This window comes from Streptomyces thermospinosisporus (assembly GCF_039526425.1).
GTDB lineage: Bacteria > Actinomycetota > Actinomycetes > Streptomycetales > Streptomycetaceae > Streptomyces > Streptomyces thermocarboxydovorans.
In genome coordinates this window covers 189,898-206,955 of sequence record NZ_BAAAIZ010000041.1, presented here as the reverse complement: position 1 = coordinate 206,955, position 17,058 = coordinate 189,898, and the positions used below count along the sequence as shown (strand labels likewise).

Below are 17,058 nucleotides of genomic sequence, written 5' to 3'. Positions count from 1 at the left end.
CGGGGAGCCGTGACCGGCGTCCCGGCCCGCACGGTCCGGCATCGGTTACCGTCGGCCGTATGCACCAGGCCCGCGACCTCCCCGAAGCGCTCGCGTCCGGCACGCTCGTCCTCGACGGCGGCATGTCCAACCAGCTCGCCTCCGCAGGCCACGACCTCTCCGACGAGCTGTGGTCCGCCCGCCTGCTGGCCGACGCCCCCGAGGCGATCACCGAGGCGCACCTCGCCTACTTCGAAGCCGGCGCCGATGTGGCGATCACCGCGAGCTACCAGGCGACCTTCGAGGGCTTCGCCAGGCGCGGCATCGACCGCGACCGGGCGGCCGAACTGCTGGCCCTGAGCGTGGAGTCGGCCCGCGAGGCCGCCCGCCGCGCCCGGGCCTCCCGCCCCCTGTGGGTGGCCGCCTCGGTCGGCCCGTACGGGGCGATGCTGGCGGACGGCTCCGAGTACCGGGGCCGCTACGGCCTGACCGTCGCCGAGCTGGAGCGCTTCCACCGCCCCCGCATGGAGGCCCTCGCCGCGGCCCGCCCCGACGTCCTGGCCCTGGAGACCGTCCCCGACACGGACGAGGCGCAGGCGCTGCTGCGCGCCCTGCGCGGTCTCGGCGTCCCCGCCTGGCTGTCCTACTCCGCCGCCGGCGACCGCACCCGCGCCGGCCAGCGGCTGGAGGACGCCTTCGCCCTGGCGGCCGGGGCGGACGAGGTGATCGCCGTGGGCGTCAACTGCTGCACCCCCGAGGACGCGGACCACGCGGTGGCGCTCGCCGCGCGCATCACCGGCAAGCCGGTCGTGGTCTACCCCAACAGCGGCGAGCGGTGGGACGCCGGGGCGCGCGGCTGGACCGGCCGCCCCACCTTCAGCGCGGACCGGGTGACCCGGTGGCAGGAGTCCGGGGCGCGGCTGATCGGGGGCTGCTGCCGGGTGGGCCCGGAGACGATCAGGTCCGTCGCCGAGGTGCTCAGGGCGGCGTGACGAACTCGCACCACACGATCTTGCCGGGGTGGCGCTCCCCCACGCCCCACTTGTCCGCCAGCTCCGCCACCAGCAGCAGTCCCCGCCCGCTTTCCCCCGGGCACCCGTCCCCCGGCTCCGGCACCGCCGGTACACCGCCCCCGCTGTCGTGCACCTCGACCCGTAGGACGCCGCCGTCGCCGTAGCCCAGCAGCCGCAGCAGGAAGCCCCGGCCCGGCGGTACCCCGTGCAGCAGGGCGTTGGTGGCCAGTTCACTGACGCACAGCAGCACATCGTCCGTGCGCCCGCGCACGCCCCACGCGATGAGAACGCTGCGCGCGAACGCGCGTGCGTCGGGCACGGACCGGCGCTCACGGCGGAAGAAGCGCTCGCGTGTGCACGGGAGTTGAGACGCGGGTGATGTTTCACGATTCACGGGACGAGAGTCACGCTCCGTGCTCACCATGGAACAGTCCGCGCACCCGTACAGCCGGTTTGTACGGGTGCGCGTGAGTGAACGTACGGCTGCGGGTGGGGAGTTCAGACCGCATGAGCACACGCAAGAACGCCTCGGCGATGAAGATGGTCGGGGCCCTCCTCGCCCTCTACCGCCAAGCCGCCGGCTACACCCAGAGGTCGCTGGGCGAGGAGTTCGGCATCAGCGAGCAGCAGGTCGCGTCGATCGAGCAGGGCAGGCGCCCGCTGAAGCCGGATGTCGCCGAGAAGCTGGACGAATTTCTCGGCACGAAGGGCGCGTTGTCGGTCGCGGTGAGCCGGATGCCGGAGGTGGATCTGGTTCCGCTGTGGGCGGAGGAGTACTTGGATCGAGAGCGGGAGGCTATCGCGATTTCCTGGTACGAAGCGCTGCTGGTGCCGGGCCTGCTCCAGACCGAGGGTTACGCACGAGCGGTGTTCCGCAGCCGGGTGCCGGTCTACGACGAGGAAGACATCGAGAAGCTGGTGGCGTCGCGCGTCGAACGCCAGACGATCCTCAGCCGTAAGGGGCCACCGACAACCAGCTTCGTGATCTGGGAAGCAGCACTTCGTGACCGCCTGGGTGGAGACGAGGTGCGTCACGAGCAGCTGAGGCACCTTCGCGAGTCCGCCGATGTGCCCGGAATCTCCATGCAGGTGCTGCCCTTGGGCCGCACCACGCATGCCGGCCTGGCTGGCCCCTTCATCCTCTTGGAGACCCCCGAGTATCAACGGCTCGCGTACGCCGAAACTCCCCGCGGGAGCCAACTGATTGCCGACCCAGATGGGGTGGCGATCCTCACCCAGAAGTATGCGATGCTGCGAACGCAGGCCCTCAACGTCGAGGACACGAAGTGCCTGCTGGACCGACTTCTGGGAGAGCGATGAGCGGCGGCACTGAACTTGAGTGGTTCAAGTCCAGCTACAGCAGCGACGAAGGCGGCGCCTGCGTCGAAGTCGCCTACGACTGGCGGAAGTCCAGCCACAGCGGCAGCGAAGGCGGCGCCTGCGTGGAAGTCGCCACTCACCCCGCCGCCATCCACATCCGCGACTCCAAGACCCCGGACGCTCCTCACCTCACCGTCACGCCGGAGGCCTGGTCCGCGATTCTGCCGCTGCTCTGAACTCGACGCGAGGGGAGCGAAGTTGTGGCACGGCCGTGCTGGTTCTGCGGAGTCGACACCCCCGCGTCGAGGCATGACCGGGTCATGGGCCTGCACAAGGGCCAGGAGACCACCATGACCCCGCTGATCATCGTCCTGCGCTCCACCTGGCAGCAGACGACCGCCACCGTGCCGCGCTGCGCCCGCTGCCACACCGGACACCAGATCGAGCAGACCGCGGCGGTACTGGGCCTGGCCGCGCTGATCGCCTACGCCGCCAGCGGCCAGCTGGACCGTCTCCTCGGCATCCTGTCGGCAACGGCCCCGCAGCGGACCGTCGCGGCGATCTGGGCGGTCGTGGCCTGCCTGCCGCTCCTCGTCTGGATCGCGATACGGCAGGGTCGGCTGCCGTGGTCGCAGCTCGCTCCCCGCCGCATGGGCTACGCCCGCCACCACCCGGAGTTCCTCCGGCTCCGGGAGGAGGGCTGGAAGCCCAGGTCCGGCCCCTTCCCGCACTGGAAGAACCCGCCGAGCCCCCATCCCCAGCCAGAGGTGTCACGGTTCCGGCAGCTGGCAGGACGTGTGCTGAACCTGGCCGGTGCGGCCTGTGCCGTGGCCGTCCCCGTCAGCTACTTCCAGGGCTACGAGGAACTGGCCGGCGGCTTCATCCTGGCGACGCTGGCGCTGCTCACCCTGGCCTCGAAGGTCAGGTTCGAGGACTGACCACCGGCCTCAGGAGAAATCCGCGGCGGTCAGCCCGTCCGGGTGACCCGCAGGCCACTCCACCAGACCTGCGCACCCTGGGCAGCGTCGGCCTGTGCCGGTCACTGCTGCGGGCGGGCCTGGTGGACCGCTTCCGTGTGGTGCTGTTCCCGGTGATCACCGGGGCCACGGGACGAAGCCGGATCTTCGACGAGTACCCCGACGTCAAGCTCGACCTGGTCAACCACCGCTTGTTCGACGGGCGGCTGCAGATGCTCGAGTACGTCCCGACCGTGCTCGACGGCCCGCCGGGCACAGGTGAGTCATCGGGCGCGGGTGAGTAATCACGTCGTGGGGTGCCGGCGCAGCGCCCCGCTGCGCCGCAGCCTGCCGATCACCGACCGCAGCTCGGGGGCGGGCTCCTCGACCCGCTCGGTGGTCGACCAGAGCCGGAGCTCGGCGTCGCGGGGGCCCAGGACGGTGCGGGCCGGGCCCTCGCCGAAGAGCCGTACGGGATGGCGGGCGTCCCACCGCTCCCAGCCGGGGTCGCCGTCGGTGACGAACCGCACCCAGGCGCCGTGCATCTCCCTCGCCAGCTCGCGCGGCGCCCCCTCGCCCGCCAGCTTCCGGGCCTCCGGCACGTCCCCGCTGTCGAAGACGAAGCCCAGCTCCAGGGCGTGGCAGGCGCCGAGCTCGGGCAGGTTGGACGGCCAGGCGAACTCGTAGACGTAGCTGGGCTCCGTGCGGCCGTCGGCGAGGCGGTGCAGCGGGAGGCGCAGCAGGTGGTCGGTGACCATCTGGCCGACGGTCTCGGCGGTGGTGGCGTCCGGGCGGAGCGCGCGGTAGCCGCGCGGGACCTCGCTGCCGCAGTGGCAGCGGGCCATGGCGCCGGCGACGGCGACCGCGCCGAGGCGGTTCACCCGTTCGACGAGGCCGCCGGGGACCAGCCACAGCCGGTACTCGTCGCTGGTCCAGCCCATCAGCAGGTCGACGCCGGGCGCGGCGCCGTCCGTCAGCGCCCTCAGCGGGTCGCGGGGCACCAGGTCGCCGTCCACGACGATGCCGAAGGCCGGGCCGCCGAGGACGGGGCTGCTGAGCCGTCCCACCTCGGCCTGGACGCGCAGCAGCTGGTCGCGGTCGACGGTGGCGAAGGCCTCGGCGGTGGCCGGGACCTTCAGCCGGCCGGCGATGCGGCGCACCATGCGGCGCACCTTGTCCCGGGGGGACGCCTCGGGGGGTCCGCTCTGCAGCACGGCGCGGCGGACCAGGCCCTGGGCCTGCGGCGCCGCTATCAGCGCGCCGGTGCTGATGGCGCCGGCGGACTGTCCGGCCAGGGTGACGCGGTCCGGGTCGCCGCCGAAGGCGGTGATCGCCTCGTGCACCCAGCGCAGGGCGGCGAGCTGGTCGCGCAGGCCCGGGTTGGCGGGGGCGTCCGGGAAGAGGCCGTAGCCCTCGACGCCGAGGCGGTAGTTGGCCGACACGCAGACCACGCCGTCGCGGGCGAAGGTGCTGCCGTCGTAGACGGGGACGGCGGAGGAGCCGCGGGTCAGGGCGCCGCCGTGCAGCCAGACGAGGACGGGCAGGCGGGCGCCGGGTGAGGGGTCGGGGGTCCAGACGTTGAGGTTGAGGCAGTCGTCGCCGGGGATGTCCGGGTCGGCGAGGTACTGGGCGAAGGCCTCGGAGTACGGAGGTTTCGGGGCCGTGGGGCCGAAGGCGCCGGCGTCGCGCACACCGTCCCAGGGCTCCGGCGGGACGGGCGGCCGGAAGCGGCGCGGGCCGAAGGGGGGTGCCGCGTAGGGGATGCCGCGGAACACGGCGACGTCCTGCTCCCACCGGCCGCGTACGGCGCCGTGGGGCGTCCTGACAACGGGGTTCTCACGGTCTGCCGTCATCTGCCCACCGCCCTTCGCCGCACCGTGCTCAGCGGCCCGGTGCAACCCACCAGTAACACAAGAGCACCACAACGCTCATGAGTATTCCTGCGCAGGAACGCGCGGCTTCACGCCGGAAACGGCAGACTCGTGCGGAAGCGCCTGCTGGGGGCCGTGCCCGAAGGCCTTCTTCGCTGCACAACGCAGCCGTTGAATGATGAACGAAACTCGCATCGGCCAGGGCCCAGCCGACACGCCATGCGCTCACTCATCGGCTATTTCCTCATCCATCTCCGTCATGACTGAAAACGGCCGCGCCGGATCACTCAACGATGAGACAGGCCGTCCATTGCACTAGGTTTCGGAAGGCTCGTGGAACTCGTGGAACTGGACGACGAGGAAGAGAAGCAATGAGCTCGCAGCAAAGAGCCATGAAACGGCTCAGCGCCCGCCTCATATCCCTGTTACCGCCGTTGGCCCAGGACGACCGGCTCATTCCCGCGGTGGAAGGGGCCCTCAGCCGGGCGCGCGGCCGCCCCGTCCGGCTCCGCGAGGCAGCATTTCCGCCTGCCACGGCCAGTGGAGTATGGATCGACCGAGCCGACCACGACTTGATCGTGTACGAGGAGAACACGAACCCGGAACATCAGCTCGTCATCATCGGCCATGAGACCTGGCACATGTTCCAAGGGGATTGCACCACCTACGACGACTTTTCTGCCGCATCCCGGGGTGAACCGGGGCCGGAACTCGCCGAATTGATGGCCGTCCTGTCCTTCGTGGGCACGGACGCGGAGCCGGAGCTCGTCTCCACGGACGCACCGTTCCACTTTGCCGCGCGTGCCGACGCCCGCCACCTGAAGGACGAACTGGAAGCCGAACGCTTCGGGTTCCGCTTCGCCACCGACGTACGCACCGCGGCCGACACCGCCGGTGCCCTCCGCACCCCGCACGAACTGGTCGGCAACCTCCAGGCTTCCATGGCCCACCGCTTCCGTTGAGCATCCGGATCACCGGGCTACGGGGCGAGAACCGCATCGGCGACGGCCACAACCATAAGGGCAGAAAGGTGACATCCGCCCCCAGCAGCATCGGCTTCTACCTCTATGGCGCGCTGCTCCTGCTGGTGTGCGCCCTCAAAATCCCCGCATTGGTGCGCAGACCCCGCGACACACTCCTTCGGGCAGCCTGTCTGCTGCTCCTCTCCGCGGGCCTCCTCATGATCCTCGCCGCGCCGCACTCCATAGCCGGACTCAACCGGCACAGCGGGATAGCAAACGTCTCGGCGCCCGTGGTCTACGTGATGACCACCATCTTCTCCGGGGCCAGCCTCCTGCTGATCATCAACTGGCGTCCCGCACCCGCCGAACAGACCCGACGGCTCACTCGTCTCTGCCTCGTGCTGTACGGCGCGGCCAGCCTGGCCATCGTCCTGCTCTTCTGGGCCGGGGACGCACCGGTGGAGCAGCGCACTCTCTTCGACGTCCACTATGCCGGAACGCCCTGCATACGGGAGATGATCGTCCTCTATCTGGGCGCTCAGGGCGCCGCCATGACGGCGGCGAGCGTCATGTGCTGGCGATGGTCGGCCAAGGTGCGGGGCTCACTCCGGGCGGGACTGACCATTCTGGCCGTCGCCTACCTGCTCATCGTCTGCTTCGTCGTGATGAGGCTGTGCGCGGTGGCCGCCCGCTGGACCGGGCACGACCTGGACTTCCTGGTGGACGAGGTGTCCGTCCTGCTCTCCGCCCCCGCAGCCGTTCTCGGTGCGCTGGGCTTCGCACTTCCCCTGGCCGGCCCGCGCCTGGCGGAAACGGTCCGTGCCATACGGCAGTTGAGACAGCTCGGCCCCCTGTGGCGAGCGCTCAAGGATGTGCCCACCCCCGGGGCCGTCCGTGTCCCGCTGTCCTGGTGGCGCAATCCCCCGGCCGTACTCCTCACGGGCCGCAAGACCGCTCTCTACGACGCGATCCTCGCGCTCACTCCGCACTGCGACCCCGAAGTCCGCGACGCGGCCCATGCGGCAGCCCTGCGCGCGGGCTGCGGCGACGCCGATGCGGCACGGGCGGCCGAGGCGGCCATGATCCTCGTCGCTCGCGAACGGCAACGCGCCTCCCCCCTGCGACCGCCCGATGCGACCGGCCGAGAGGTACGGCATGCCCAGGCCCAGGACCTGATCACCTTGTCCCGAGCCGTCACCTCCCCCCTCGTCCACCACATACGCGACCCATACATGCCCTTGCAGAAAGCAGCGAACCATGAGTGACGTCGTGCGCTCCCGACCCTCCCGAGCCCTTGTCATCGGGGGCAGCATCGCCGGCATGCTCGCCGCGGCGGCCGTCAGGGATCACGTCGACCGCGTCGAGATCATCGAGGCACACGAGCTGCCGGACGGGCCGGAGCCCCGCGTCGGCGTCCCGCAGGCCCGGCACATCCACTTCCTGCAGACGGGCGGAGCCGAAGCGGTCGAGGCCCTTCTCCCGGGAACCGTCGGCCGATTGGTCGCCGCGGGTGCGTATCGCATACCCGAGACCACCCGCATGCTCATCTACTCGCCGGAGGGCTGGTACCGGCGATGGCGACGCTCCACCCACTACCTGATCACGGCCACCCGGGATCTGATCGACTCCGTCGTCCGAGCGCAGGTCCGCAAGGACGCCCGTGTCGGCGTGCGCTCCCGCAGCCAGGTCACCGGGCTGCTGGGCGGTCCGGACGGGATCACCGGTGTACGCATCCGGCATCACGACGGCGAGGAGTCCGAGGAGTTCGCCGACCTGGTCGTCGACGCCTCCGGCCGGGCCTCGCGCACGCCGCACTGGCTCGCCGCTCTCGGCATCACCGGCCTCGCGGAGGAACGCATCGACTCCGGGCTGGCGTACGCCAGCCGCCTCTACCGTGCCCCGGTCGACCTCCGGGACTGGCCCGTGATCGGTGTACAGGCCGACCCGGCCGGCCCGTTCCCCGGCAACGCGGGAGGAATCCTGCCGGTGGAAGGCAACCGCTGGCACGTCAGCCTGATGGGCGCCCCGGGAGGCCAACCCACCCATGACCCGGCGGATTTCGAACGGTTCGCCGGCACACTGCGCCACCCCATCGTGGCCCGCCTCATCGAACGCGCGGAACCGCTGACCGGCGTGAGCGTCACCCACAGCACCGCCAACCGCCGCTACCGCTACGAGCGTCTGAAGCCCTGGCCCCGCGGCCTCGTCGTCCTCGGCGACGCGGCCGCGGCCTGCAACCCCCTCTACGGCCACGGCATGTCCGTGGCCGCACAAAGCGCCCTGGCCCTGCGTGACACCCTGTCAGCCGACGGGCAGCGCCGGGATGTCCACGCTCGCGCCCAACGTGCGATCGCCCGCTGCATCGACACCGCGTGGGCCCTGTCCGTGGGCCAGGACATCCACTTCTCCACCACCGTGGGTGCGCGCCCCACCCTCGTCGACCACATCCTGCGCCGCTACGTCAGCCGCCTCTCCCGCACCGCAACAGGCTCCTTCCACGCAGCCACGGCCCTCACCGACGTACTGGCCCTACAAGCCCCCGCCACGTCCCTGCTACGCCCCTCAGTCCTACTGACCGCCCTGACCGGCCCCCTGCGCCCACCCCTGCAGCGCCCACCGCTCGGCCCGCCGGAACGCAGCGTGTTGAAGGACTGGGACCAACGAGGGCCCCAGTAGCAGAGCGAGTAAAGGGCACCCCCAGCGCCCGTGTCCGAGGGTCACGCGCCACGACCGAGTGCCGACAGGAGTCAGCCCCCCGCGTTCGCGTCGTTCCGTGGTGCCCCGTCGCCGGTGGAGGGCAGGTCGCCGCGTTCGACCGGGGTGGTGGGTGAGGAAGGTGAGCCGGGCTGGTCCTCGTTCTCCTGGGCGGGTGGCAGGAGGTCCGTCACCTCCTCGTTCTCGGTCGGCCGGTGTGCGTCGCGGGCGGCCTTGCGCAGTACCTCCCGGGGGACGCCGGTGTCGGCGGCCAGCCTCACCACAAGGCCATCCTTGGGCAGCAGATACACCTGCTGTCCCTCCTCTGCGGCGCGGTACCAGGCGTCCTGCAGCTCACCATCACGTTCGCAGGCAGGCTGGGCCATGTCGTCGCATCCGGCGTCGGACAGCGAGCCGCGGTCGACGGACAGGCGGATCTGCCGCCCGCCCTGGCGGGAGACGTATGTCGCGGAGAATCCGTCGGCGCCGAAGACCCCCACCGACTGCTGGGCGAGTGTGAAGCCGGGTGCCTCGGTGACGTAGACCAGCTCCGGCGCGATGCCGAGCGCGCGGGCCCGCGCGCCGAGTTCCCGTGAGACCTCGGTCTTCGAGTGCGAGGCCTCGGTCTTCGGGCTCGCGGCCGCCTGGGCCGGACCGGCCTGTTCGGCGCCGCAGCCGGTCAGGAGGAGGGGGACGACGGCGATCAGGGCCAGTGGCAGGGCGCGCGAGAAGCGGATCACGGGGGCCATCCTGCCGCACAGGTGTTCGCCGCGCCGTCACTGTCCGATTTCTTCAAGACCGGTGCGCCGGCACCTGCCTACGGTGCACCCATGACTGCACGATTCGATGCCATGGGACTGGTGGTCTCCGACATGGCCGCCTCGATCGACTTCTACCGCCGGCTCGGCTTCACCTTCCCCGAGGGAGCCGAGCAGCAGGGCCACGCGGAAGCCGAGCTTCCGGGCGGGCTGCGTCTGCTGCTGGACACCGAGGAGGTCGTCCGCTCCTTCCACTCCGGCTGGAAGCCCCCGACGGGCAGCGCGCGTGCCTCCCTCGCCCTGCGCTGCGACAGCCCCGAGGAGGTGGACACCCTGTACAAGGAGCTGACCTCCGAGGGCCACACCGGCGAACTCGCCCCCTGGGACGCCGTCTGGGGCCAGCGCTACGCCGTGGTCCTCGACCCCGACGGCAACGCCGTCGACCTCTTCGCTCCGCTGCCCGGCTGAGTGGGCAGATCCCGCTCGTGCCGGACCGGGCTCGCGGCGAGGATCAGCCAGCAAAGGGCGACGATCCCGGTCGTCCCCCACATCGCCGGTCGGTGTCCGAGCACATCCGCGAGGAAGCCACCGAGCAGGGCGCCGAGCGGGATTGTGCTGTGGTTGACCACCATGGCGGTGGCCACGACCCGGCCGAGCAGCCGCGGCGGACAGTAGGTCTGCCGGAAGGTGCCGACGACGACGTTGGCCACCGCAATGCCCAGTCCGACGAGCAGGGATCCGGTCGCGAACAACAGCAGCCCGGCGCCCGCCGTGGTCATCGGCAGGAGCAGCGCGAACGGGGCGGTGGCGAGCTGGGCGAACAGCAGGCCGCGCCCGGTGCCGAACCGGCGGCCGATACTGGGTGCCACCAGCGCGCCCAGGATTCCGCCGGTGCTGCCGCAGGCCAGCAGCAGCCCCACCGCGGCCGGATCGAGGCCGACCGTGCGGACCAGAAAGACCACCTGGACGGCCTGGTAGCCCATCAGCGCCAGGTTGGTGACGGCACCCCAGGTGACCATCGGCCGAAGATAGCGGTCGTGGCCGACGAAGCGGAGCCCTTCGCTGATCTGCCGGCGCACCGGAACGCGCTGCTCGCCGGGTTCCGGGGCCTGCTCGGTCACGCGGATGCGTCGCAAGCAGACGGCCGAGATCAGGAACGTCGCCGCGTCGGCGGCGAGTGCGGTGACCGCTCCGAACACCTGCGCCAGCAGGCCCGCGACCCCGGGCCCGGCGACCTGGCCGGCGGACTCGCTGCCCTGCAGCCGGGCGTTGCCCTCCAGCAGATCGCGGCCGTCGAGGACGATGCGGATGCAGGCGTGGTAGGCGGCGCTGAAGAACACCGCCGTGGTGCCGCATACCGCGGCGACGGCGAGCAGGTGCCAGTAGGTGAGCCGCCCGAGGAGCGCGGCCAGGGGGACGGTCGTCAGGGCCGCGGCGGCGACCAGATCGCAGGCGATCATCAGGGGGCGTTTACGCCTGCGGTCCACCCAGGCGCCGGCCGGCAGTCCCACCAGCAGCCAGGGCAGCCACACCGCCGCGGTGATCAGGCCGACGGACGTCGCGTCGGCGTGCAGCACCACGACCGCGATCAGCGGCAGTGCCACCGTGGTGATGCCGTTGCCCAGACCGCTCACGGTCTCCCCGGCCCAGAGCAGCCGGAAGTCCCGCCGGGCGAACACGCCCCAGCGGCGCCGAGGCGAAGTCCGCATGTCCTGCCCGGTATTCACCGGTGAATGATGGCGGGTGCCGGCGCGGGGTGTCATGCGGTTTTACCGGCGCTCGCCGCCGCGGGCGGACAACAGCTCGCCCAGCGACAGCCCCGTGAGGGAGCGGACCTCGCGGGCGAGGTGGGACTGGTCGGCGTAGCCGGTGCGGGTGGCGGTTTCGGCGTAGGGAGTGCCGGTGCGGGCGAGGTCGAGGGCGCGGTTGAGGCGGAGGATGCGGGCCAGGGTCTTGGGGCCGTAGCCGAAGGCGGCCAGGGAGCGGCGGTGCAACTGGCGTGGGCCCAGGCCGAGTTCGTCGGCCGTGGCGGAGACCGGGCGGCCCGCGTGCAGGGCGGCGACGATGTGGCGGAGGAGCGGGTCGGGGGGGTCGGACTCGGCGGCCCAGTGCAGGGCGATGTCCTCGAGGCCGGCCTCCGGGGTGGCGGCGGCGTTGACGCGGGCGGTGAGGCGGCGGACCTCCGCGGCGGGGCGCAGCTCGGTGAGGTCGATGCGGCGGTCGCGCAGTTCGTGGGCCGGGACGCGCAGGAGAGCGGGGGCGGTGCCGGGGTAGAAGCGGATGCCGGACCAGGTGGTCGACGGGTCCTCGGTGAGGTGGGCCCGTGTGTCGGGGCCCGCGATCAGCAGGCGGCCCTCGTTCCAGAGCAGGTCCATGCAGCCGTCGGGGAGCACCCGGCCCGTACCGGCGCCGGCCGGTGTATTGGTCCACACCACGGCTCCGGGCAGCCGAGAGGTCCGCTCCGCGTACACGCGGTCAGGTTATGCCGTGTCCAGGTCGGCGTGCACCAGGTCGTGATCGGAGTAGCGGGTCTGGTGGACCCCGTGTCCGAGAGCGGTGATGCCGCCGCGCAGGAAGACGTAGTCGAAGCGGGTGAGCCAGTCCGTGGTGGTCTCGCAGGTGCCGGTGCCGGTGTCAGTGCCGGAGGGGTGGCAGGCGGGGTTGGCGTCCTCGGCGAGGTCCCACAGCGGGGTGAGTTCGGGGGCGTCCGGCACGGAGTTGAAGTCGCCGAGGACGATGGCGCGGTCGTGGCGGGAGACGACTGCGGCGAGTACGCGGATCTGCCCGGCGCGGACCGGCTGCTGACGCCGTTGCGCGAGATGGGTGTTGATGACGCGGACGGACCGTCCGTCCACGGTGGTGGTGACCGCCAGGTAGCCGCGGTCCTCCGAACCGCCGTCGGGGTACTCGGTGTTGACGACGTCCCTCATCGGCGCCGCGGACAGCAGCGCCTGGCCGTAGGCTCCGGGGCGCCAGGGCGCTCCGCCGCAGCGGCTCCAGTCGCGCAGCACCGGGCCGTACTCGACGTGGTAGACGAGCCCGTGCAGGCTGCGCAGATGCTCCCGTATCTGTTCGACGTCCCGTACGCACGCCTCCTGCAGGCCGATCACCTGCGGCGCGAACCGGGCGATCTCGGCGGCGCGGTGGACGTTGCTCTCCTCGCAGGGGTTGCAGATGTTCCAGGTCATGACCCGGTTCGGCACGATGTCCCGGGCGGGCTCGGGCGGCGGGGAGCCGGCGCCGCTGGGCGCGCTCGGGCCGACGAGCAGGGCGCAGACCGCGATCAGGACGAGGGTGAGCAGGCGTACCTCCCTGCCGGAGACCCGCACTTCCCTGCCGGAGACCCGCGCCTCGCTGCCGGACACCGGCGCTCTACCGCAGGACTCCGGCGCCTTACTGCCTGACACTCGCGTCTCCTTCCCGTGCGGCTCCGGTCCGCCATTCCTGGGGGCTGACTCCGTAGACCCGTTTGAACGCCGCGGACAGGGCGAAGGCGGTGCCGTAGCCGACCTGGTGGGCGATCGAGGCGAGGGTGGCGTCGGTGTCGCGGAGACGGTCGGCGGCCAGGGCGAGACGCCAGGCGGTCAGGTACGTCATCGGCGGTTCGCCGACCAGCTCGGCGAAGCGGCGGGCCAGGGCGGCGCGGGAGACGCAGGCCTTCGCAGCGAGGGCGGCGACGGTCCAGGGGTGGGCCGGGTCGTCGTGCAGCAGGCGCAGTACGGGGCCCACGACCGGGTCGGCCTGGGCCCGGTACCAGGCGGGCGCCTCGGCGCCGGGGCGGGCGAACCAGGTGCGCAGCGCGTCGATCACCAGCAGGTCGAGGAGCCGGTCCAGGACGACCTCCTGGCCTGGTTCGTCGCGGACGATCTCCCGCATGAGGTACGGGGTGAGGGGACAGCCCCAGGCGTCGGCGGTGAGCGACAGCAGGGGCGGCAGGGCGTCCAGCAGACGGCCGCCGATCTCGCCGCGCATCTGGTAGGTGCCGATCAGCATCACCGTCGCACCGTCCGGCCGGTCGCCCCAGGTGCGGACGCCGAGGTCCATCACCCCGTTCAGCGGGCGTCCGTCGGGGTAGCGGCACTCCTCGCCGGGGAGGATCAGCGCCTGCGGCGGGGTGCCGGGGGTGTCGGCGCAGGTGTACGGGTCGGGGCCGCGGGCGATCGCGAGGTCCCCGGCGTGCAGGTGCAGGGGCTCGCCCCGGTCCGGGATGATCCGGGCCTCGCCCCGGACCAGCAGCATCACCGACAGCGGGGCCTCGTCCTCGATGCGCACCGCCCAGGGCGCGTCGAAGCAGGCCCGGATCATGAACGCGCCCCGGGCGCGCGGACCTTCCAGCAGGCCGGTGAGTGCGTCCATGGGGTCAGCGTAGACGCGGGCGTATGGGAATGAGCCGTTCGGCCATGGGCGGGGGGACTTGGCGGCGGTTGACTCGGTGCCATGACACAGGAATTCCAGGACGTGATGACAGGGAACGTGAGCGGGACGGCCGGCCCGACGGTGGTCGTCACCGGCGCCTCGGGGCGCACCGGAAGCCGGGTGGCGCGGGCGGCCGCGGCGGCGGGGCTCGGGGTGCGGGCGGCGTCCCGCGCCACCGGCTTCGACTGGGCCGGCCCGGCGACGTGGGCGGACAGCCTGCGCGGGGCGGACGCGGCGTATCTGGTGCACCCCGCCGACGTCGGCGCGCCGGGCACCGCCGAGGCCGTGGGCGAGCTGGCGCGCCGAGCCGTGGAGCTCGGGGTGCGGCGTCTGGTGCTGCTGTCGGCCCGCGGCGAGGACCAGGCGCTGCCCACCGAGGAGGCGCTGCGGGCGTCGGGCGCCGACTGGACGGTGGTGCGCTCGGCGTGGTTCGCGCAGAACTTCGGCGAGGGGCCGCTGGTGGCGGAGCTGCGGGAGCGCGGGGAGCTGGTGTTCCCGGCGGGCGAGGTGCCGGAGCCGTTCGTGGATCTGCGGGACGTCGCGGACGTGGTGGTGGCCGCTCTGACGGATGCGGAGCGGTACGCGGGCCGGGTGCTGGCGGTGACCGGTCCGCGGCCGCTGACCTTCGGCGAGGCGGTCGGGGAGATCGCCGCGGCGACCGGGCGGGCGCTGACATACCGGGCGGTGCCCGCCGAGGAGTACGGGGAGGCGTTGCGCGGTTTCGGCGTACCGGCCGAGGAGGCCGCCTTCCTCACCGAGGTCTTCGCCGGGCTCCTCGACGGCCGCAACGCACACGTGGAGGACGGAGCGCGCGAGATCCTGGGCCGGGAGCCGCGCGACTTCACGGAGTTCGTCCGGGAGGAGGCGGCGGCCGGTACGTGGAAGCCCGCGTGAGCCCGTACATGGAAGGCCGCGTGAGCCGGTCCGTGGAAGGCCGCGTGAGGCCGGCGCCCCCGGCAGGGGTGCCGGCGGGAACGCGGCTCCACGTGCCGGACCACCGCCCGCCGCGCGGACAGGGGCCCGTACCGGTCGCGCCACCGGTGCGGGCCCCTGTCCGACGCGCCTGTCGAGCGCGGTCGATCGGAGCAGTGCCGGTCAGAGCGGAGTGGGAACGCCCGATGCCGTGGTCCCGGGCTCCTCGGCGGCCGGGGCGCGCAGTGCCCGGTCGGCCAGGAAGCCGAAGACCACACCGAACGACGCCCACAGCAGGGCATGAATGCCGAGGGAGGCCATGCGGAACTCCCACAGCACGCCTGCCGGGAAGTCCTTCGGCACCTCGTTGACCGCCGGCAGGGCCGCCATGGCCACCGACATCACGGCGACGAAGGCGGCCGCCGCGGCGACCGTGGCGTTCCAGTTGCCGTACCGATCGGCGAGACGTCTGCCGAGGATCACGACGGCGATGCCGACGAGCACGGTCAGGGCGATCATGCCGAAGTACAGCGTGGTGCGCTTGCCGATGGTGTCCGGGTCGTTGGCGCCCGGCGGGTTGGCCGGGTACTTCAGGAACGGCACCAGGTAGACGGTGACGAACGCACCCCCGGCCACCAGAGCGGCGGTGGCGCGTGCCCCCAGCCGGCCGATCCGGCCGAGGGCGAAGCAGAACGCCAGCGCCGCGATGCCGCCCACCGCGGTGCCGAAGACCAGCACCGCCGTGGCGAGACCGGCCGTCGACTGCACGGCACGGCTGACGATCTCGGCCTCGTGTTCATGGGCGTGGGCGTGGGCGTCCTGGTAGGCGATGCCCGCGTCGACGGCGGGCTCGCCGATCACATAGGCCAGCCCGAAGGCGAGCAGACCGGCGGCCAGGCCCGCGAGCATGCCGCGGACCAGCAGGGTCCGCACCATCGCAGAGTTCATGTGGCTGTCCCTGGTGCCGTCAGTGGCAGGGGAAGCCGAGCAGGTGCCGGCCGTCGTGCATCCACTCGTGGACGCCCGCGCCGGACAGCAGCGAGGTGGCGCCCTCCTCGGCGCCGACGAAGTACAGCAGGACCAGCATCAGCAGGCCGAAGAACGCAGCCCACGGCAGGATGGCGCGGAGCGGCAGCTTGGCAACGCTGGGCGTGGAGAGCGGGGCAGGGGTGATGGCGGACTGCGCCATGGCGAGGCCTCCTTCGGGAACACGCGTCCCGTGTCGGTGGAGCACGCGACGACGGTGCGAGGGTCTGACTCGCCGACAGCACACCTTCCGCGGCGGAAGGGGCGCCGGCACACAGTGGCGCGACCGTGCCGGATTTTCACCGGGCTTCCAGACACACCGTCGTCCTGACGAACCATGACGGTACAGAGCCGTGGGCAACCAGCCAAGATGGCCTGTCTCACGCGGCACGTGCCCCGGGTCCCTCCGTCACCACGCGCACCGTGTCCCCCGGCACCGCGTCCCTCGGCCCACCCGCGCACAGGGCTCGCCCTGCCAACCCGCGGCACCGGGTCCCCGGCCCACCCCGCGCACAGGGCTCGCCCGGCCCACCCGCGCACAGGGTCCCTCGGCTAGCCTCACGCCCGTGACGATCCGGCTGACCGCGGTGACCCCCGCCCTGGGACGAACCGGCCCGCAGGTGCCCGTTGACGGCGACGTCCCGCTCGACGCCCGCGCGCGGCAACAGGCCCGCGCCGCCCGGGCGGTGCTGCCGCCGGCCGACCGCTCTCTGTGCGCCCCGTCCCGGCGGTGCAGGGAGACCGCGGAGGCCCTCGGGCTCCGGGCGGCGACGGAACCGGCGCTGCGCGATCTGGAGCTGGGCGGCTGGAGGGGCCGCAGCCTCGACGAACTGGCCGGGGCCGAACCGGAGGCGCTCGCCGCCTGGACCACGGACCCCACCGCCGCGCCGCACGGCGGCGAATCCGTCACCGATCTGTGCCGTCGCGTCGCAGGGTGGCTGGACGGCCTTCCGGACGACACCGGGCGACTGCTCGCCGTCGTGGACCAGTCGGTGGCACGGGCCGCCGTGGTGCACGCCCTGACGGCTCCGCCGGAGGCATTCTGGCGCATCGACGTGCCTCCGCTGACCTGTGTCCGGCTCACCGGCCGTTCCGGACGCTGGAACCTCCGCATGGGATGACCCTTGGGATGCCCCGCCCGGCGGGCCATC

19 protein-coding genes and 1 pseudogene are annotated in these 17,058 nt (G+C 72.4%); 11 read left to right on the top strand and 9 right to left on the bottom strand.

Going from position 1 to position 17,058, the window contains the following annotated elements; all coding sequences use genetic code 11:
- Positions 1-59 precede the first annotated feature (59 nt).
- Positions 60-971, top strand: a complete 912-nt coding sequence (gene mmuM, locus ABD207_RS16030; protein WP_344013576.1) for a homocysteine S-methyltransferase — start codon at positions 60-62, stop codon at positions 969-971.
- On the opposite strand, the gene ABD207_RS16025 is transcribed toward mmuM, so the two are convergent.
- Complete coding sequence (locus tag ABD207_RS16025) at positions 958-1,416, bottom strand: ATP-binding protein (protein WP_344013574.1); 459 nt, start codon at positions 1,414-1,416, stop codon at positions 958-960. The genes mmuM and ABD207_RS16025 overlap by 14 nt on opposite strands.
- Positions 1,417-1,499: 83 nt before the next feature.
- Here ABD207_RS16025 and ABD207_RS16020 point away from each other — a divergent pair, with 83 nt between their 5' ends.
- The 4 genes and pseudogenes from ABD207_RS16020 to ABD207_RS16005 form a co-directional block, all read left to right on the top strand.
- Positions 1,500-2,312 (top strand): helix-turn-helix domain-containing protein, encoded by an 813-nt coding sequence (locus ABD207_RS16020; protein WP_344013571.1) that lies wholly within the window; start codon positions 1,500-1,502, stop codon positions 2,310-2,312.
- On the top strand, positions 2,309-2,548 hold the full coding sequence (locus tag ABD207_RS16015; RefSeq protein ID WP_344013570.1) for a DUF397 domain-containing protein: 240 nt from the start codon (positions 2,309-2,311) through the stop codon (positions 2,546-2,548). The genes ABD207_RS16020 and ABD207_RS16015 overlap by 4 nt, the downstream gene beginning before the upstream one ends.
- 84 nt (positions 2,549-2,632) lie before the next feature.
- Positions 2,633-3,250: a hypothetical protein gene (locus ABD207_RS16010; protein WP_344013568.1), complete on the top strand. Its 618-nt coding sequence runs from the start codon at positions 2,633-2,635 to the stop codon at positions 3,248-3,250.
- 68 nt (positions 3,251-3,318) lie between these two features.
- A pseudogene (locus tag ABD207_RS16005) lies at positions 3,319-3,573 on the top strand (dihydrofolate reductase family protein); the annotation flags it as partial.
- Here ABD207_RS16005 and ABD207_RS16000 read toward each other — a convergent pair.
- Positions 3,574-5,121, bottom strand: coding sequence for a carboxylesterase/lipase family protein (locus ABD207_RS16000; RefSeq protein ID WP_344013566.1), 1,548 nt, complete (start codon positions 5,119-5,121; stop codon positions 3,574-3,576).
- 410 nt (positions 5,122-5,531) lie between these two features.
- Between ABD207_RS16000 and ABD207_RS15995 the strand changes: the two genes are divergently transcribed.
- The 3 genes from ABD207_RS15995 (at position 5,532) to ABD207_RS15985 (ending at position 8,777) form a co-directional block, all read left to right on the top strand.
- Positions 5,532-6,101, top strand: coding sequence for a toxin-antitoxin system, toxin component (locus ABD207_RS15995; RefSeq protein ID WP_344013564.1), 570 nt, complete (start codon positions 5,532-5,534; stop codon positions 6,099-6,101).
- A gap of 68 nt (positions 6,102-6,169) precedes the next feature.
- On the top strand, positions 6,170-7,366 hold the full coding sequence (locus ABD207_RS15990; protein ID WP_344013562.1) for an MAB_1171c family putative transporter: 1,197 nt from the start codon (positions 6,170-6,172) through the stop codon (positions 7,364-7,366).
- Entirely contained in the window at positions 7,359-8,777 is a 1,419-nt protein-coding gene (locus ABD207_RS15985; RefSeq protein WP_344013558.1) for an NAD(P)/FAD-dependent oxidoreductase, read from the top strand. Before ABD207_RS15990 ends, ABD207_RS15985 begins: the two co-directional genes overlap by 8 nt.
- Positions 8,778-8,848: 71 nt before the next feature.
- Here ABD207_RS15985 and ABD207_RS15980 read toward each other — a convergent pair whose 3' ends face one another.
- Entirely contained in the window at positions 8,849-9,544 is a 696-nt protein-coding gene (locus ABD207_RS15980) for a hypothetical protein (protein WP_344013557.1), read from the bottom strand.
- An 81-nt stretch (positions 9,545-9,625) separates the two neighbouring features.
- On the opposite strand from ABD207_RS15980, the gene ABD207_RS15975 reads away from it, so the two are divergent.
- On the top strand, positions 9,626-10,021 hold the full coding sequence (locus ABD207_RS15975; protein WP_344013556.1) for a VOC family protein: 396 nt from the start codon (positions 9,626-9,628) through the stop codon (positions 10,019-10,021).
- Here the strand turns inward: ABD207_RS15975 and ABD207_RS15970 are convergent.
- From ABD207_RS15970 to ABD207_RS15955, 4 genes are all read right to left on the bottom strand, one after another.
- Positions 9,958-11,262, bottom strand: a complete 1,305-nt coding sequence (locus ABD207_RS15970; RefSeq protein WP_344013555.1) for an MFS transporter — start codon at positions 11,260-11,262, stop codon at positions 9,958-9,960. The genes ABD207_RS15975 and ABD207_RS15970 overlap by 64 nt on opposite strands.
- Before the next feature lie 60 nt (positions 11,263-11,322).
- Positions 11,323-12,024, bottom strand: a complete 702-nt coding sequence (locus ABD207_RS15965; protein WP_344013554.1) for a helix-turn-helix domain-containing protein — start codon at positions 12,022-12,024, stop codon at positions 11,323-11,325.
- A 9-nt stretch (positions 12,025-12,033) separates the two neighbouring features.
- Positions 12,034-12,855, bottom strand: a complete 822-nt coding sequence (locus tag ABD207_RS15960; RefSeq protein WP_425580730.1) for an endonuclease/exonuclease/phosphatase family protein — start codon at positions 12,853-12,855, stop codon at positions 12,034-12,036.
- Between the two features lie 91 nt (positions 12,856-12,946).
- Positions 12,947-13,909, bottom strand: coding sequence for an AraC family transcriptional regulator (locus ABD207_RS15955; RefSeq protein WP_344013552.1), 963 nt, complete (start codon positions 13,907-13,909; stop codon positions 12,947-12,949).
- Positions 13,910-13,990: 81 nt separating this feature from the next.
- Here ABD207_RS15955 and ABD207_RS15950 point away from each other — a divergent pair, with 81 nt between their 5' ends.
- Positions 13,991-14,863, top strand: coding sequence for an NmrA family NAD(P)-binding protein (locus ABD207_RS15950; RefSeq protein WP_344013551.1), 873 nt, complete (start codon positions 13,991-13,993; stop codon positions 14,861-14,863).
- A gap of 201 nt (positions 14,864-15,064) precedes the next feature.
- Here the strand turns inward: ABD207_RS15950 and ABD207_RS15945 are convergent, their stop codons facing one another.
- Together ABD207_RS15945 and ABD207_RS15940 are read right to left on the bottom strand one after the other, a co-directional pair.
- A complete protein-coding gene (locus ABD207_RS15945; protein ID WP_344013549.1) occupies positions 15,065-15,829 on the bottom strand; it encodes a CbtA family protein in 765 nt (254 codons plus the stop codon).
- Positions 15,830-15,848: 19 nt separating this feature from the next.
- Positions 15,849-16,070, bottom strand: a complete 222-nt coding sequence (locus ABD207_RS15940) for a CbtB domain-containing protein (protein WP_344013547.1) — start codon at positions 16,068-16,070, stop codon at positions 15,849-15,851.
- Positions 16,071-16,473: 403 nt separating this feature from the next.
- Between ABD207_RS15940 and ABD207_RS15935 the strand changes: the two genes are divergently transcribed.
- Positions 16,474-17,028: a histidine phosphatase family protein gene (locus ABD207_RS15935; protein ID WP_344013546.1), complete on the top strand. Its 555-nt coding sequence runs from the start codon at positions 16,474-16,476 to the stop codon at positions 17,026-17,028.
- The last annotated feature ends 30 nt before the right edge of the window (positions 17,029-17,058 follow it).

Coding starts and splice junctions, on each gene's coding strand:
- mmuM (WP_344013576.1), top strand. CDS start 60: ATGCACCAGGCCCGCGACCTCCCCGAAGCGCTCGCGTCCGGCACGCTC.
- ABD207_RS16025 (WP_344013574.1), bottom strand. CDS start 1,416: ATGGTGAGCACGGAGCGTGACTCTCGTCCCGTGAATCGTGAAACATCA.
- ABD207_RS16020 (WP_344013571.1), top strand. CDS start 1,500: ATGAGCACACGCAAGAACGCCTCGGCGATGAAGATGGTCGGGGCCCTC.
- ABD207_RS16015 (WP_344013570.1), top strand. CDS start 2,309: ATGAGCGGCGGCACTGAACTTGAGTGGTTCAAGTCCAGCTACAGCAGC.
- ABD207_RS16010 (WP_344013568.1), top strand. CDS start 2,633: ATGGGCCTGCACAAGGGCCAGGAGACCACCATGACCCCGCTGATCATC.
- ABD207_RS16000 (WP_344013566.1), bottom strand. CDS start 5,121: ATGACGGCAGACCGTGAGAACCCCGTTGTCAGGACGCCCCACGGCGCC.
- ABD207_RS15995 (WP_344013564.1), top strand. CDS start 5,532: ATGAAACGGCTCAGCGCCCGCCTCATATCCCTGTTACCGCCGTTGGCC.
- ABD207_RS15985 (WP_344013558.1), top strand. CDS start 7,359: ATGAGTGACGTCGTGCGCTCCCGACCCTCCCGAGCCCTTGTCATCGGG.
- ABD207_RS15980 (WP_344013557.1), bottom strand. CDS start 9,544: ATGGCCCCCGTGATCCGCTTCTCGCGCGCCCTGCCACTGGCCCTGATC.
- ABD207_RS15975 (WP_344013556.1), top strand. CDS start 9,626: ATGACTGCACGATTCGATGCCATGGGACTGGTGGTCTCCGACATGGCC.
- ABD207_RS15970 (WP_344013555.1), bottom strand. CDS start 11,262: ATGCGGACTTCGCCTCGGCGCCGCTGGGGCGTGTTCGCCCGGCGGGAC.
- ABD207_RS15955 (WP_344013552.1), bottom strand. CDS start 13,909: ATGGACGCACTCACCGGCCTGCTGGAAGGTCCGCGCGCCCGGGGCGCG.
- ABD207_RS15950 (WP_344013551.1), top strand. CDS start 13,991: ATGACACAGGAATTCCAGGACGTGATGACAGGGAACGTGAGCGGGACG.
- ABD207_RS15945 (WP_344013549.1), bottom strand. CDS start 15,829: ATGAACTCTGCGATGGTGCGGACCCTGCTGGTCCGCGGCATGCTCGCG.
- ABD207_RS15940 (WP_344013547.1), bottom strand. CDS start 16,070: ATGGCGCAGTCCGCCATCACCCCTGCCCCGCTCTCCACGCCCAGCGTT.